This window comes from Exiguobacterium sp. s48, assembly GCF_018617395.1.
Taxonomy (GTDB): domain Bacteria; phylum Bacillota; class Bacilli; order Exiguobacteriales; family Exiguobacteriaceae; genus Exiguobacterium.
Genome location: NZ_JACSKC010000003.1, coordinates 194,057 through 208,385, shown reverse-complemented (window position 1 = coordinate 208,385; position 14,329 = coordinate 194,057). Strand labels below are relative to the sequence as shown.

Below are 14,329 nucleotides of genomic sequence, written 5' to 3'. Positions count from 1 at the left end.
TTAAATTGACGAAGCTTGCGCTTCATTCAAAAATTGTAAAACTTATTTTTGCCTCATCGTTCAGTTTTCAAAGTTCGTCTGCCGCTCTTGGCGACTTCATTAATCTATCACGTTTCAACCATTCTCGTCAACAACTTTTTCACAAATTGTTTTTCTGAAATAATCTTTTGCCGTGACAACGTTTATAACTATAATCTCTATTTACCACTTCGTCAACACAAAAAACGATAAAAAATAAAAAAAGATTTACTTCCCGTCAATAGAACGAAAAGTAAACCTTTTACTTTGGATCAATCAAGACGCACATAGCCCGTCTCTTCAACCAAGGTCTGCCCATCCTCGCTTGCAAGCCAATTTAGAAAATCTCCATATTGTCTCGCCTTCTCATTCGTAGTCACCGCATAGAATTCTGAAGTTAATGGATATGACCCATCCTGAATAGTTTCAACGGTCGGTTCGATTCCTTCTACACGAAGTAACTTGATTTTATGGTCCTTCACCATTTCTGTCGCATAGTATCTAAATGAGAATCCAATCGCATTTTTATGGTTCCGATACGATGAAGTTTGTTGGATAATTCCGCCCATCCCCTCAGGAACATCTTCTACCGGTGCTTCCATGAGTTTTTGTTCGCCCATCATCTTTTGTAACGCCGTTTGACTGCCGCTATCCTCCGGTCTTTGGAAAGCTCGGATGGATTCTGAGTTGCCCCCAACCTCTTTCCAATTCTGAATATCTCCAGAATAAATACCACGAACTTGTTCCATCGTCAAAGAATCGACGGGGTTATCTTCATGAACGAAGAACACAAATGCTTCTCTGCCGATTGCTGTCATATGTAGAGAGACGTCTTTTTGTTCCGCCTCTTGCAACTGACGGTCAGATGGACCAGCGACAAAAATCACGTCAGTCTGATTGTTCATGAGTCGACTGTATGCTTCCGGTGTTGTCGTCGATACGACTTTACTCGTTTGATCATTATATGGGTCATACGTTTCCGAATCCGGATAGACTGCTTCCACGAATGAAGCGTACATCGGATAGAGTGCGGTCGCCCCGTCTAATCGTGGCAGTCCTCCCTCAAACTTCACCGTGGATTCATGATCGAGCTTTGCCAATTGTCCAGAATTCGTGAACGGCTGATAATCCGTCAACTCCACACCGCGTTCCTCGATCTTCAAACTATCTTGATACATATAGTATCCTTTCACAGAAGCGAAGAGGACAACACCGGCCAACGCACCCCAGCCTAGAACTTTTCGAATCTTTTGTTTTGAAAAGGACGAAAAATCATAGAGTCCCATACACACGATGAGCAGAATGGCTATATACCATACCGTCCAAATAATCGGTCGCCCTAGTGTGATTGGGTCGCCCATCGTAAAGAGCGCGACAAAGACGGAAATCACAACCGTGACGAACAAAATAAAGATGGTGCCCACGCTAAATTTCAATAGTTTCATATACCTGTTTTTCTCCTCGTCATTCCTAAGCAGGGGTCGTTACGCAATCTCATAAAGAACTGCTTCTACCCCGACTCCTTTTGTCGGTCTCGTGACCGTACGAACATATCCTTTTTTCACTAAAAAACCAATGATACTTCCGAGGTCGACCCGAAGTTCGTTCAAATTCGGATGTTCCATTAATTCAGAGAACGTCCATGCCTCATCTTTTTCTTGCATCGTCTGAAGTAACAACAATGTACCTGGTAACACTTTCGATTGAATCAAATGTTCCATACCAATCACGACAAGATGGATTCTTTGTTCGAGCGTTTCCTGTCCACCGACAAGTTCTTCGTGCAACTTATAAATCTCAAGGTCGATGGCTCGGACTTGTTCCCACAACACGATTTCAGGATGAATGCCCGCTTCTAAAATCGAAAGTCGTGCCAAATGGGTGAGCGCATGATGAATCTGAGTGAAGGCGTCTTGAAACTCTCCTTCTAAAAATAAATAGCGCCCGTCCTCAAATCGACGTAACAATTTCGCGAATGAAAGCGAGAGCTGTAGACGCTGCTCCCGATTCGTCAAATTCCGATTTCGCTGTCGTAACTCCAAAATATATTCATTTCGTTCAAATAAAACGAGCCCATCTTCAATCCAATGAATAGCACGCCGGTTTTCATTCATGACAATCCATCGATCCATCATCGAGTCACTAACCACATGTAGGACAATCTTCTCTTGTCCGACCTGATAATGTTTCACGGTCCAAAACGGATCTTGCCTTGATTCAATGACAATCAGCAGACGATCCGACTGATCCGTCAATGGATCCCGTGCTCGTTTTTTCTTCACTTCAATAATCCCGAGTGTCGTTTTTAATGCAGCATATTCTGAATAAATGGTGCGAGTCGCATATTCCATCGTCATCCGGACCCCTTCTCTCTCAATCGTACGTTGACTATATATGACGATTGTCATTTCGATACGAACCAAATTCGCCCTCTTTTCAAAAAACTCCTGCCGAAAAAGCGCAGGAACTTCTCACCTGTTTGAAGATGAGCTATGATAGAGACAGACTATTGGAGGGATTCATATATGAAAAAACGGGGGAACAAAATCAACCGTGCACGTAATATAGCCTTACTCCTCATTTTTGGAGGAATTGGAGTCATGTACCTCGGACTTCTCGCAAAATCGATCACATGGCTCATGATCATCTTCATGCTACTTGGGTTTGTTATGGTCCTCGCAAGCTCTGCACTCTATTTCATTATCGGAATGGCCTCGACTAAAGCGATTATCGTGACATGTCCGAACTGTGAAAAAGAAACGAAGATGCTCGGCCGTGTTGATTTATGTATGCATTGTGACGAACCACTTACAATCGATCAGTCACTCGAAGGCAAAGAGTTTGATGAGAAATATAATAAGCGTCAATCGCAACAAACGGATTGATACAAAAAACCACATCCGAATCCTCGGATGTGGTTTTAATGTGTTTGCGATTGTTCAGACTGACAAGACGGGCACGTTCCGTACACTTCAAGTCGGTGACGATCGACTTTGAATCCAGTCAATTGAGAGGCGACCGATTCGATTTCATCTAATACAGGATAGTTAAAGTCGACGACTTTCCCACACGTGTCACAGATGATGTGATAATGTTTCGACGTCACGAAGTCAAAACGACTCGATGCGTCTCCGTAGTTCATCTCTTGAACGAGACCCACTTCTTTAAAGACACGCAAGTTGTTGTATACAGTAGCCACACTCATGTTCGGAAACCGTGCGGCAAGTGCTTTATAAATGTCATCCGCTGTCGGGTGACTGTGCTCCGTGACGAGGTACTCCAAAATGGCCTGGCGCTGAGGCGTCATTCTGACTCCATGTTCTCGGAGCGACTGAACAGCATGGTCAAGCATTTCGCTTCCCACGTCAATCCCTCATTTCTTCTATAAAATTCATGCGAAATAGTTTTGAACATTAACTTATTTCTTACATAGTAATCTTTATAAATAGTGTACTGATTTCTCAACTACTCGTCAAACACTGAGCTTAAGCGGTTGACGGCTATGATACAATAAGTGCGAATTTGAATAAGGAGGCAATACATATGACTACTTCATCAAATCGTCAGTCATCTGATGCATTGTACCAAGATGCACTCACTCATATCGTCGGAGGTGTCAACAGCCCGTCCCGCTCATTTAAAGCGGTCGGTGGTGGGGCTCCTGTTTATATGGAACGCGGCGAAGGCGCCTATTTTTATGATGTAGACGGCAATCGTTACATCGATTATTTGGCGGCATACGGTCCAATCATTACCGGCCATGCCCATCCACACATTCACGAAGCGCTTATGAACGCTTCTTCAAAAGGTTTATTATACGGGACGCCACACCGTCTCGAGGTTGAATTTGCGAAGAAACTAAAACAAGCCATCCCGTCGATGGATAAAGTGCGGTTCACGAATTCGGGAACCGAAGCCGTCATGACGACGGTACGAGTCGCCCGTGCTTACACCGGTCGTGAACTCGTTGTGAAATTCAGCGGTTGTTACCACGGACATTCGGATCTCATGCTGATTGCAGCAGGTAGCGGTCCCGCGACACTCGGTTCTCCTGACTCTGCTGGTGTGACGAAAGCCACTGCCAAAGAAGTCATCACCGTCCCGTTCAATGACGTCGAAGCGTATCGCGAGATGATGAAAGAATGGGGAGACCAGGTCGCTTGCGTTCTCGTCGAACCGATTGTCGGGAACTTCGGAATCGTCGAGCCAAAACCTGGTTTCCTCCAAGCCGTCAACGATATTACACACGAACACGGTGCGCTCGTCATCTACGATGAAGTCATCACAGCGTTCCGCTTCACATACGGAAGTGCTCAACAAGTATACGGAATCGAACCGGATATGACGGCACTCGGTAAGATCATCGGTGGTGGTCTACCAATCGGTGCTTATGGCGGAAAAGCGGAAATCATGGAAACGGTCGCACCACTCGGACCGGCATATCAAGCCGGCACAATGGCAGGAAACCCGGCCTCGATGGCGACAGGGATTGCTTGCCTTGAAGTGCTCGAGCAACCTGGTGTTTACGAAAAATTAGACGCACTCGGTGCAAAACTGGAAGCTGGAATCCGTGAGGCGGCAGAGAAGCATGATGTCACCATCACAATCAACCGCTTAAAAGGTGCCCTTACCGTTTACTTCACGGATGAAATCGTCACCGACTATGAAGGTGCAGAAAAATCAGACGGTGAGAAGTTCGGACGATTCTTCAAGTTAATGCTTGAGAACGGCGTGAACTTGGCTCCATCGAAATATGAAGCCTGGTTCCTGACGACGGAACATACGGAGCAAGATATCGAAGAGACGATCGAAGCGGTGAACCGCTCGTTTGCTCAATTGTAAGAGAGGGAGATGCGCGAGCATCTCTCTTTTTTTGTAAAAGGGGACATCTTCAAAAAAAGTGTCTCTTTTTATGAGGCATCGTCCCCCATTACAGTAGAACCAAGGAGGTGCTCACCATATGAAATTTAAAGATTTTCCATTAAACGTCCGCTTGCGACTCGTTTGCGGATTTTGCATTCGAATTGTCGGATCTGCCATTTTCCCATTCATGGCACTCTATTTCTCAGAAGAGTTGGGGAAAGTCCCCGCTGGAATCATCATGACCTCATTCGTTATCGTCGGTTATTTGACCGGTCTATTCGGTGGGTACTTTTCCGATCGGTTCAATCGGAAGGCTGTCTTACAAATTGGTCAGGTGATTCAAATCATCTGTTTCCTCGGGATGACCATCGCGATTCACCCATCGAATAACTGGGCACTCGTCGTCGCCATCCTCTACTTCGGTCATGCCGTTTCGAACGGATTGAACTATCCGGCACTGGAGGCAATCGTCATTGATTCGATGGAAGAATCGAATCGAAAAGCCATCTACGTGTATGACTACTGGCTCGTCAACTTGGCGATTGCCGGAGGCGTCATGCTCGGCGGTGCCTTCTATCGTGACCATCGCTTCGCTCTTTTCATCGGCATGACGGTCGTTCTCACTGTGACCACAATCGTCCTTCAACGCCTCTTGGTCGACACATACACCGGTAACCGTTCAACACCGTCAAATCCGATTCATGGCGTCATCGAAAACTATAAAATCGCACTTCGGGACCGCCGCTGGATCACGTTCGTCCTCGGAAGTATGCTCGTCTTTTCGACCGAGTTTCATATGGCGAACTACATCGGGGTACATTTAGCGGAATCGTTCGACAGTCGACAAATCATCGGTATCCCAATTGACGGGGTTCGTATGATGGCGTTCATGCAACTTGAAAACACATTGCTCGTCGTCGCCATCACGTTTGCCGTTACTGCGTTCGTCAAACGTTTTAAAGAAAAAGCTGTCTTTTTCGTCGGGTTATCATTATACGTTACGGCGTACGCTGCCATCACCTCGATGAGTTCCTTCATCGTTCTTGCGATACTTGCCATTGTCTTTACCATCGGCGAACTACTCTATTCTCCGATTCGGCAGGTGAAGCAAATCGATTTGCTCGACCCGGAACGCCGAGCTTCTTACCTTGCGTTCGGCGGTCTCACATTCCATGGCGCTAAATTAGTCGCAGCAGCAGGGATTGTCGTCGGTGCGTTCATCGGTCCAATCCTAATGAGTGGTTACATCTTTATCTTCGGGGCACTCGGTGCTTACTTGTATTACATCTCACTCTACAAGATGCAACCTGCTCGCCAACTCGCTGCTTGACGTTTAACATGAAGACAAAACGGTAAAACAGTACGATGAAGGAGGCGAAGTACTTGCCTGCGATTGTTTTATTTGATGGCGATTGCAACTTCTGTGATGCCAGTGTCCAGTTCATCATTCGTCATGATCGACACGCCTCGATTCACTTTGCTTCACTCCAAAGCGAGGTCGGTCAGTCACTCCGAACACGACACCGGATCCCGGAATCAGTCGACAGCATCGTCTATATTGAAGATGGGGTTCCCTACTTAAAATCAGACGCTGCGATTCGAATTGCCGAACACCTTGATGGCCGTTGGCGCCTGCTTCGACTCATTCGTTTCATACCTAGACCGATTCGTGATCATGGATATACGTTCTTCGCCAAACATCGGACACGTCTATTTGGAAAAAAGGAAGTGTGCACACTTCCTTCCCCAGATGTTCGCAAACGATTTTTAGACCGCTAAAAAAGTCGAGCCCATAGGACTCGACTTTTTTATTATTCAACTACGGCTAAATCTTGAATCATATAAAGATCGTAATATGCTCCCCGACGACGCATCAATTCTTCATGCGTCCCCGCCTCCATGATTCGACCGTTATCCACGACGACGATTTGATCAGCGTCCGTGATGGTCGACAAACGATGGGCAACGATTAACGTCGTCCGTCCTTTCGTCAGACGGGCCAGCGAATCTTGAATCATCGCTTCACTTTCTAAGTCAAGCGCACTCGTCGCCTCGTCTAGAATCAAAATCGGAGGATTCTTTAAGAATACACGCGCGATCGCGAGCCGTTGCTTCTGTCCCCCGGAGAGTTTGACCCCTTTTTCTCCGACTGGTGTCGCATATCCGTCTTGCAGTTTCGAGATAAATTCATGAGCATTTGCCGCTTTGGCAGCTGCGATGACTTCCTCGTCCGTCGCATCTGGTTTCCCCATCCGAATATTCATCGCGACCGATTCACTGAAGAGGACCGAGTCCTGCATGACCATCCCGATTTGATCACGGAGCGCACGTAATTTAAAGTCACGCACATCGACTCCGTCAATTTTGATGCTTCCATCTGTCACGTCATAGAAACGAGGAATCAAGCTGACAAGCGTCGACTTTCCGCCACCGGACATCCCGACAAACGCTACGCGTTCTCCAGAACGAATTTGAAGATTCACATCGTTCAATGCCCGTGTCCCGTCCTGCTCATATGAAAAGCTGACGTGGTCAAGGTCGATTTTACCCGCCGTCGACAATGGGACGAATCCGTTTGGTTTCTCTTCGATATCGTACGTTTCATCTAAAAACTCAAAGACTCGGTCCATCGAAGCGACCGACTGCGTGAGGGTCGTCGCCGAGTTGACGAGACGTCCGAGCGGCGCATAGAGACGGTCAATATAAGCGATGAACGCGACGAGTGTCCCGAGCGATACCTGTTCTTGAATAACAAGCCACGACGCTGTCGTGAAGATGAGGATTGGTGCGATATCGGTGATGGTGGACACGACGACATACGTCTTGGCGTTCCAACTCGTATGTTTGAGTGCCGCTTTTAAAAAGCCACCATTCTGTTGTTCGAACGCTTTACTTTCGTAAGGTTCAAGCGCAAAGCTTCGAATAACCGCCATCCCGTTCACACGCTCTGTCAAATGACCTTGGAGGTCAGCGAGTGCTGCCGACCGTTCTCGCGTCAAGCTACGCAATCGTCCGTAAAAATAGCGGACCGCAAACGCATAGAACGGAAGTGGTAAGATGGCGATCAACGTGAGTTGTGGGTCGATCGTATACATGATTCCAATAGCGATGAAAATCGTAATCATATCGAGCCAAATATTCATCAAGCCGGTGATGACGAAGTCTTTCGTCTGTTCGACGTCGTTGATGATTCGAGAAATGATTTGCCCCGTCTTATTGTTTGAATAAAAGCGAAGGGACAACTTCTGGACATGGTCGAACAATCGATTCCGTACGTCGAATAAGACGCGGGTCGCTGCCCACTGCGCCAAATATTGACGCAAATACTCGATTGGCGGCTTAAGGACCAAGAAGACGAAGAAGACGATACTGAATAACCAGACGAGTGTCGTATAGTCCTGTTTCGGCGCATTATCTCCTAAATAATTATCAATGACATATTTATATAGTAACGGTAATCCGAGCGGGATCGAAAATTTTAAAATCCCGACGAAGATGGTAAGGGCAATTTGCTTTTTATATGGACTGACAAATTGCAGATAACGTTTAATACTACCCATAGTTCCTCCTTGTTAAGAAAAAAAGCGGAGATGAGGAATCATCTCCGGTAACGTGCTTCGTATTCGCGATACCATTCATCGACGAATGTTGGGTTGAACGGCCCTTTCCGTCCTCGAATCCAGTTAATCAGTTCTTGCACGTTCTGCTTCAAGATTCGATCAATCGCTTTCGGATAATTCATCTCGCGACGATGCCGCTCATATTCATCTTCATCTAAAATCGTGTACGACATATCTGGGAACACCTTGATGTCCAAATCGTAATCGATATATTTGATGGCACGTTCATCCCCATCAAATGTAGTCGGCGAACCTAGATTACAGTAGTAGTAAATCCCGTCTTCGCGAATCATACAGATGACATTGAACCAATACTCAGATGAAAAGTAGCAAATTGCCGGCTCTCGCGTTCTCCATTGCCGACCGTCTGACTCGCTGACCATGATGCGGTCATTGAATCCGATCATATCCGTTTTTGACGACTGAAGGACGAGCGTTTCTTCCCAAACGCGATGCAAAGTTCCGTTGTGCTTGTAGCTCTGTATCTCGATTTTGCTACCTGCTTTGGGAAATAAGCTCATAAGCTCCTCCTTTCCGCTATGATGCTATACAATTCTCATATTTAATTATAGCGACTTTCAGAACCAATGAAAAAGGAAATCTCTTATTTTCATGAATTTAGTGTTTTTTGGAAGGCCTGTGCCCGTTCTTGAAACATCGGACGAAGGACAAAATACTCGACGAGTATATTCGGAACATAGCTATCGAACGTCACCTCATCAATCATGACCGCCTTGCCATCACGCGACTCGACCCGATGCACGTGCGTGAATCGCTTAAACGGAAACGGTAACGCCTTGCCTTGATCGCAAAATGCGTAGTTTCCCACAACACTGATGGCGCTATTCCATGGCAGTTCTACCGGACCGATCCCAACGAACAACTTCACTTCATTCCCTTCGACCGAAGCACCATCCCCCACTAATCGTACTTTCGGAAACGTTGTCAGCTTCGTCAAAAGCGAGGCATCCTGTAATAACTCCCACAGTTCGTCTACCGTCGTATCGTATGTGGTCTCTACATCAAATCGTCTCATGATCTCCACCTGCCAATCGTTCTAGTTTTTGTTGAGCCACAGAAACCGTCTTCACATCACGCTCCGAAACATCCAACCAGACAACGTCATCCGTCGGAAGCGTATCAACTCGATATAAATCGATATACCAGACGATATGAGAGAAGACGTGTTTCACTTGCCCAAGATATGTTCCGTTAAGTTGTTCCCCCGTTCCCCGTTCAGTAAGCGGATATTGCCACATCCCGGCGAGTAGTCCTTTGTCCGGGCGCTGCACATAGGCGACTTTCCCTTCTTTTTCAATCCAAAGTGCGTCGTACATCTCGACGCGTGCCGCTCCTTTTTTCGTCTTCACCGGCAATTCTTCTTGAACATGATGGGCATACGCATAACACGTGTCTTGCACGGGACAGAGTGAGCACATCGGATTTTTCGGTGTGCAGACCGTAGCACCCAACTCCATCACGCCTTCGTTAAAATCGGATGCGTGATCTGGATTCATCAATCGACGAACGACTTGTTCAAAGATTTTACGCGTCTTCGGTACTGCGATATCATCATAAATCCCGAATTGACGAGACATGACACGCATGACGTTTCCGTCGACAGCCGGTTCGGGTTGATTATATGCAATCGAAAGCACCGCCCCCGTCGTGTACGGACCGACCCCTTTTAGTTTCTCGAAACGTTCCTTTTCTTCTGGAACGACTCCATCATAAACAGAAGCGACTTCTTTGACCGCTTCATGTAAGTTTCGAATACGCGAATAATAACCGAGTCCTTCCCAATATTTTACGACTTCGTCTGTTTCAGCAGAAGCGAGCGCCTCAAGCGTCGGGAATCGTTCCATGAACCGGTTGTAATAAGGGATGACCGTATCGACTCGTGTCTGTTGCAACATGACTTCACTGACCCAAACGCGATATGGATTTTTTGCGTGACGCCAAGGTAAATCACGCTTTTCACGATTAAACCAGGTGACAAGTTCCTCATTGAACTGATGAATATTATAATTTGTGAACAATTTATCAAGATTAAGCATTGTGTTTCCCCTCGTTTTTAAAATATTGTATGATAAATAGGAATAGATCGTATCATTTTTGTTTATTGATGGAGGTGCTGAAGCACATTGGATACTGCGACACACATTGGTATGGGACTTGGATTAAGTGCCATCGCGACGCTCAGCCCGGAAGTGTCAGGCGATGCACAGATGTTTTTGGCCATGACAGCGACGGCGCTCATCGGCTCGCATGCACCAGACTTCGACACCGTCTTTAAGTTAAAAGGAAATAGCACGTATTTACGCCAACATCGCGGTCGTTCACACGGAATCACCGCATTGCTCGCTTGGCCGATTCTCGTCAGTGCCGTCATCGGGACGGTCCTTGGCGTCAATCCTGCCTCTCTTTGGGTGATGGCACAAATCGCCGTGTTGTTACATGTCACGGTCGACCTGTTCAACGCTTATGGGACGCAGGCGTTACAGCCGTTCTCAAAAAAATGGATTGGCTGGGGTGTGATCGGGACGTTTGATCCGTATTTGTTCTCTGCATATTACGGAGCATATGCATTATGGATGATAACGGGTGCGACTGTCCCTATTTTTGCATTGCTCATTGCGCTTGTCATCAGTTACTATGCGATTCAGTTTAAATTGCGTAACCGTGCGCTCGCTACCGTGGCGAGACACTTTGCAGGCGCACATGAACTGTTCATCTCACCAGGAATCGGTTGGGATGATTGGCACGTCGCCGTCCGTTTCCGCGATGGTCTCGGAGCCGTAAAAGTGAAGAAAGGGAAAGTCATCGAATGTGGTCGCTTCCGCGACAAACCGATGCCGGGAGAAGACGATCTTCATTTCGTCGAAGCTCGAAAAAATGCTGATTTACAAGCGTTTCTCGATTTTTCTAAAATTCACACGTATACTGTGACACGCCATAACGGAATGATTGAATACCGCTTCACAAATTTGCGCTACTTCTCTAAAAATATGTATCCGTTCGTCGCTGTCGTCATCGTTGATGAACAGTCGAACGAGGTATTGTCTTCCTTTACGGGTTGGGTGTTTAGTGAGGACAGCCTTCAGAAGAAATTGGTATACGAACAATAAAAAGTCGCTCATCTGAGCGACTTTTCTTATGCCTCTGATTCAGTGAACTGAAGCTCGAACTCAAATTTGACTTTCTTATCGACGAGGACACCGCCCGCTTCGAGCGCCTGGTTCCATGTTAATCCATAATCCTCACGGTTGAGCGAACCTTTACCGGAGAAGGCATGTTTCGTATTGCCCCATGGATCTTTTGCGCTTCCCTCATACTCCACTTCAAATGTTTCTTCCCGAGTCGTTCCTCGAATCGTTAAGTCCCCTGTCAATTCGAATTCTCCGCCCCCTTTCGAACGGAAAGATGTCGAGTGAAAGACGAGATGCGGATGTTCCTCGGCATTGAAGAAATCACCTGAACGAAGGTGGTTATCCCGATCCGTGTTGTTGGTATCGACGGATGCTGCCTGAATCGTCACTCTCACGCTCGCATTCGCTAAATCGTCCGGCTCACCGTTCGCCTTAATATCAAATTCTTTGAACTCGCCCTTCACCTTAGAAATCATCATATGCTTGACCGTGAATGTGATTGAACTATGCGCCGGGTCAACTTGATATGTCTTAGCCATCGTGACTCACTCCTTATGGATAGATTAATGTGTACAATCTACTGATTACCACAAATCTTGAGTTCAAAACGGTTTTACAAAAGATTGACAAATTATTGTCGAAAAATTTTGACTTTTATCACAAAAGACCGTTACGATGAAAAAGGGAGTCGTTCGCTTACTTAAAAATGTAAGCGCATACATAACTCCTCTATCTCGTATGAAAAGGGAGGAACGATCATGATTTATGAAGTACCGAACTCAGCAGGAACGAAAGTACAGTTTAAGGACCGTTATGAGAACTATATTAACGGAAAGTGGACCGCGCCAGCTGGTGGAGAATACTTTGAAAACACGTCCCCTGTGAATGGGAAAGTATTATGTGAAGTCGCCCGCTCAACGAAAGAAGATGTAGAACTTGCTTTAGATGCCGCTCATGCAGCCAAAGACGATTGGGGCAAAACGTCCGTCACGGAGCGTTCTGTCATCTTAAATAAAATTGCAGACCGTATGGAAGAGAACCTTGAGATGCTTGCCTACGCGGAAACATGGGAAAATGGGAAGGCTGTTCGTGAAACGCTCAACGCTGACCTTCCACTCGCCATCGATCACTTCCGTTACTTCGCTGGAGTCATCCGCTCTCAAGAAGGTGGTATCAGTGAACTCGATCACGATACGGTCGCCTATCACTTCCACGAGCCGCTAGGGGTCGTCGCACAAATTATTCCGTGGAACTTCCCGATTCTAATGGCTGTTTGGAAACTCGCTCCAGCCCTCGCTGCCGGAAACTGCGTCGTGTTAAAACCGGCCGAACAAACACCTTCTTCCATCCTCGTCCTCATGGAACTGATTGAAGACTTATTACCACCTGGTGTCGTCAATATCGTAAACGGTTTCGGACTCGAAGCCGGGAAACCACTCGCGTCGAGCGACCGTGTCGATAAAGTCGCCTTCACCGGTGAGACGACGACGGGTCGCCTAATCATGCAATACGCTTCTCAAAATATCATCCCGGTCACGCTTGAGCTCGGTGGAAAGTCACCAAACATCTTCTTTGCCGACATCATGGACGCGGATGACGATTTCTTTGATAAAGCGATTGAAGGTCTCGTCATGTTCGCCTTGAATCAAGGAGAAGTTTGTACATGTCCGTCTCGTGCATTGATTCAAGAGTCGATTTATGACAAGTTCATGGAACGCGTGCTTGAGCGCGTCAAAGCAATCAAACTCGGCAATCCGCTCGATTCAGACGTTATGATGGGTGCACAAGCATCGAACGAACAGATGGAGAAAATCCTATCTTATCTCCAAATCGGGAAAGAAGAGGGCGCAGAATGCCTAATCGGTGGAGAGCGAAACATGATGGACGGAGATCTCGCGGATGGGTACTACATTCAACCGACGATCTTCAAAGGTCATAACAAGATGCGGATCTTCCAAGAAGAAATTTTCGGACCGGTCCTTTCGGTGACGACGTTCAAAGATGATGCGGAAGCACTCGCCATCGCGAACGATACGCTTTACGGACTCGGGGCAGGCGTGTGGACTCGTGACATGAACCGCGCTTATCGTTTCGGTCGTGAAATTCAAGCAGGTCGTGTTTGGATCAACTGCTACCATTCATACCCGGCACATGCTGCATTCGGTGGGTATAAAATGTCTGGGATTGGTCGCGAGAACCATAAGATGATGCTCGGTCATTATCAACGGACGAAAAACATGCTCGTCAGCTACAGCGAACAAAAGCTCGGGTTCTTTTAAGATGGTAAAACGAGTCGAGGCCACCCCCGCCGCGCTCGAACTCATCGAGCGTCTAAAATCAAAACACGGTCCCCTTCTCTTTCACCAATCAGGAGGCTGCTGCGATGGGAGTGCACCAATGTGCTTCCCTCGTGACGAGTTTATGATTGGTGACCACGATGTACTCCTTGGGGAGATCGGAGAGACACCGTTCTATATCCACGAGAAACAGTATGATTATTGGAAACATACACAACTGATCATCGATGTGGTCGATGGTCGGGGTGGCATGTTTTCTCTCGAGGGTGTCGAAGGGAAACGATTTTTAGGACGTTCTCGAGTCTTTACAGAAGAAGAGCGTGACGCATTAAAACGTGAAGCATGACTGAAGGGACCCGTTTCGATGGGTCCTTTATCATTT

The 14,329-nt window shown here is 46.8% G+C and carries 15 protein-coding genes; 7 read left to right on the top strand and 8 right to left on the bottom strand.

The window, feature by feature from the left end:
- Nucleotides 1-290 precede the first annotated feature (290 nt).
- The gene (locus KNO66_RS13120; RefSeq protein ID WP_214742890.1) at nucleotides 291-1,463 is read right to left on the bottom strand and encodes a PstS family phosphate ABC transporter substrate-binding protein; all 1,173 of its coding nucleotides are present in this window, start codon (nucleotides 1,461-1,463) and stop codon (nucleotides 291-293) included.
- 39 nt (nucleotides 1,464-1,502) lie between these two features.
- Nucleotides 1,503-2,441, bottom strand: a complete 939-nt coding sequence (locus tag KNO66_RS13115; protein WP_251128148.1) for a nucleotidyltransferase-like protein — start codon at nucleotides 2,439-2,441, stop codon at nucleotides 1,503-1,505.
- A 102-nt stretch (nucleotides 2,442-2,543) separates the two neighbouring features.
- On the opposite strand from KNO66_RS13115, the gene KNO66_RS13110 reads away from it, so the two are divergent.
- Nucleotides 2,544-2,903: a YgzB family protein gene (locus KNO66_RS13110; RefSeq protein WP_214742889.1), complete on the top strand. Its 360-nt coding sequence runs from the start codon at nucleotides 2,544-2,546 to the stop codon at nucleotides 2,901-2,903.
- Between the two features lie 35 nt (nucleotides 2,904-2,938).
- Here KNO66_RS13110 and perR read toward each other — a convergent pair whose 3' ends face one another.
- A complete protein-coding gene (gene perR / locus KNO66_RS13105) occupies nucleotides 2,939-3,370 on the bottom strand; it encodes a peroxide-responsive transcriptional repressor PerR (RefSeq protein WP_031421138.1) in 432 nt (143 codons plus the stop codon).
- Between the two features lie 191 nt (nucleotides 3,371-3,561).
- Here perR and KNO66_RS13100 point away from each other — a divergent pair, with 191 nt between their 5' ends.
- The 3 genes from KNO66_RS13100 (at nucleotide 3,562) to KNO66_RS13090 (ending at nucleotide 6,660) form a co-directional block, all read left to right on the top strand.
- Nucleotides 3,562-4,860 (top strand): glutamate-1-semialdehyde 2,1-aminomutase, encoded by a 1,299-nt coding sequence (locus KNO66_RS13100; RefSeq protein ID WP_214742888.1) that lies wholly within the window; start codon nucleotides 3,562-3,564, stop codon nucleotides 4,858-4,860.
- 118 nt (nucleotides 4,861-4,978) lie between these two features.
- On the top strand, nucleotides 4,979-6,211 hold the full coding sequence (locus KNO66_RS13095; protein ID WP_214742887.1) for an MFS transporter: 1,233 nt from the start codon (nucleotides 4,979-4,981) through the stop codon (nucleotides 6,209-6,211).
- A gap of 53 nt (nucleotides 6,212-6,264) precedes the next feature.
- Nucleotides 6,265-6,660 carry a thiol-disulfide oxidoreductase DCC family protein gene (locus KNO66_RS13090; RefSeq protein ID WP_214742886.1) on the top strand — a complete coding sequence of 132 codons (396 nt, stop codon included), beginning with the start codon at nucleotides 6,265-6,267 and terminating at the stop codon, nucleotides 6,658-6,660.
- Between the two features lie 32 nt (nucleotides 6,661-6,692).
- Here KNO66_RS13090 and KNO66_RS13085 read toward each other — a convergent pair whose 3' ends face one another.
- The 4 genes from KNO66_RS13085 to mutY form a co-directional block, all read right to left on the bottom strand.
- Nucleotides 6,693-8,441 (bottom strand): ABC transporter ATP-binding protein, encoded by a 1,749-nt coding sequence (locus tag KNO66_RS13085; RefSeq protein WP_214742885.1) that lies wholly within the window; start codon nucleotides 8,439-8,441, stop codon nucleotides 6,693-6,695.
- A gap of 38 nt (nucleotides 8,442-8,479) precedes the next feature.
- On the bottom strand, nucleotides 8,480-9,022 hold the full coding sequence (gene ntdP / locus KNO66_RS13080; protein WP_015880896.1) for a nucleoside tri-diphosphate phosphatase: 543 nt from the start codon (nucleotides 9,020-9,022) through the stop codon (nucleotides 8,480-8,482).
- 89 nt (nucleotides 9,023-9,111) lie between these two features.
- Complete coding sequence (locus KNO66_RS13075) at nucleotides 9,112-9,537, bottom strand: hypothetical protein (protein WP_214742884.1); 426 nt, start codon at nucleotides 9,535-9,537, stop codon at nucleotides 9,112-9,114.
- A complete protein-coding gene (mutY, locus tag KNO66_RS13070) occupies nucleotides 9,524-10,558 on the bottom strand; it encodes an A/G-specific adenine glycosylase (protein ID WP_214742883.1) in 1,035 nt (344 codons plus the stop codon). Before mutY ends, KNO66_RS13075 begins: the two co-directional genes overlap by 14 nt.
- 87 nt (nucleotides 10,559-10,645) lie before the next feature.
- Here mutY and KNO66_RS13065 point away from each other — a divergent pair, with 87 nt between their 5' ends.
- A complete protein-coding gene (locus KNO66_RS13065) occupies nucleotides 10,646-11,629 on the top strand; it encodes a metal-dependent hydrolase (protein WP_214742882.1) in 984 nt (327 codons plus the stop codon).
- A gap of 26 nt (nucleotides 11,630-11,655) precedes the next feature.
- On the opposite strand, the gene KNO66_RS13060 is transcribed toward KNO66_RS13065, so the two are convergent.
- Nucleotides 11,656-12,189 carry a YceI family protein gene (locus KNO66_RS13060; protein ID WP_214742881.1) on the bottom strand — a complete coding sequence of 178 codons (534 nt, stop codon included), beginning with the start codon at nucleotides 12,187-12,189 and terminating at the stop codon, nucleotides 11,656-11,658.
- Between the two features lie 219 nt (nucleotides 12,190-12,408).
- On the opposite strand from KNO66_RS13060, the gene adh reads away from it, so the two are divergent.
- Both adh and KNO66_RS13050 read left to right on the top strand, forming a co-directional pair.
- The gene (gene adh, locus KNO66_RS13055) at nucleotides 12,409-13,929 is read left to right on the top strand and encodes an aldehyde dehydrogenase (protein ID WP_214742880.1); all 1,521 of its coding nucleotides are present in this window, start codon (nucleotides 12,409-12,411) and stop codon (nucleotides 13,927-13,929) included.
- 1 nt (nucleotide 13,930) lies between these two features.
- A complete protein-coding gene (locus KNO66_RS13050; RefSeq protein WP_214742879.1) occupies nucleotides 13,931-14,293 on the top strand; it encodes a DUF779 domain-containing protein in 363 nt (120 codons plus the stop codon).
- The last annotated feature ends 36 nt before the right edge of the window (nucleotides 14,294-14,329 follow it).

Excerpts from the sequence above, each read along its gene's own strand:
- KNO66_RS13095 (WP_214742887.1), top strand. The coding sequence starts at position 4,979 with ATGAAATTTAAAGATTTTCCATTAAACGTCCGCTTGCGACTCGTTTGC.
- ntdP (WP_015880896.1), bottom strand. The coding sequence starts at position 9,022 with ATGAGCTTATTTCCCAAAGCAGGTAGCAAAATCGAGATACAGAGCTAC.
- KNO66_RS13060 (WP_214742881.1), bottom strand. The coding sequence starts at position 12,189 with ATGGCTAAGACATATCAAGTTGACCCGGCGCATAGTTCAATCACATTC.
- adh (WP_214742880.1), top strand. The coding sequence starts at position 12,409 with ATGATTTATGAAGTACCGAACTCAGCAGGAACGAAAGTACAGTTTAAG.
- KNO66_RS13100 (WP_214742888.1), top strand. The coding sequence starts at position 3,562 with ATGACTACTTCATCAAATCGTCAGTCATCTGATGCATTGTACCAAGAT.
- KNO66_RS13110 (WP_214742889.1), top strand. The coding sequence starts at position 2,544 with ATGAAAAAACGGGGGAACAAAATCAACCGTGCACGTAATATAGCCTTA.
- KNO66_RS13050 (WP_214742879.1), top strand. The coding sequence starts at position 13,931 with ATGGTAAAACGAGTCGAGGCCACCCCCGCCGCGCTCGAACTCATCGAG.
- KNO66_RS13085 (WP_214742885.1), bottom strand. The coding sequence starts at position 8,441 with ATGGGTAGTATTAAACGTTATCTGCAATTTGTCAGTCCATATAAAAAG.
- mutY (WP_214742883.1), bottom strand. The coding sequence starts at position 10,558 with ATGCTTAATCTTGATAAATTGTTCACAAATTATAATATTCATCAGTTC.
- KNO66_RS13075 (WP_214742884.1), bottom strand. The coding sequence starts at position 9,537 with ATGAGACGATTTGATGTAGAGACCACATACGATACGACGGTAGACGAA.
- perR (WP_031421138.1), bottom strand. The coding sequence starts at position 3,370 with ATGCTTGACCATGCTGTTCAGTCGCTCCGAGAACATGGAGTCAGAATG.
- KNO66_RS13120 (WP_214742890.1), bottom strand. The coding sequence starts at position 1,463 with ATGAAACTATTGAAATTTAGCGTGGGCACCATCTTTATTTTGTTCGTC.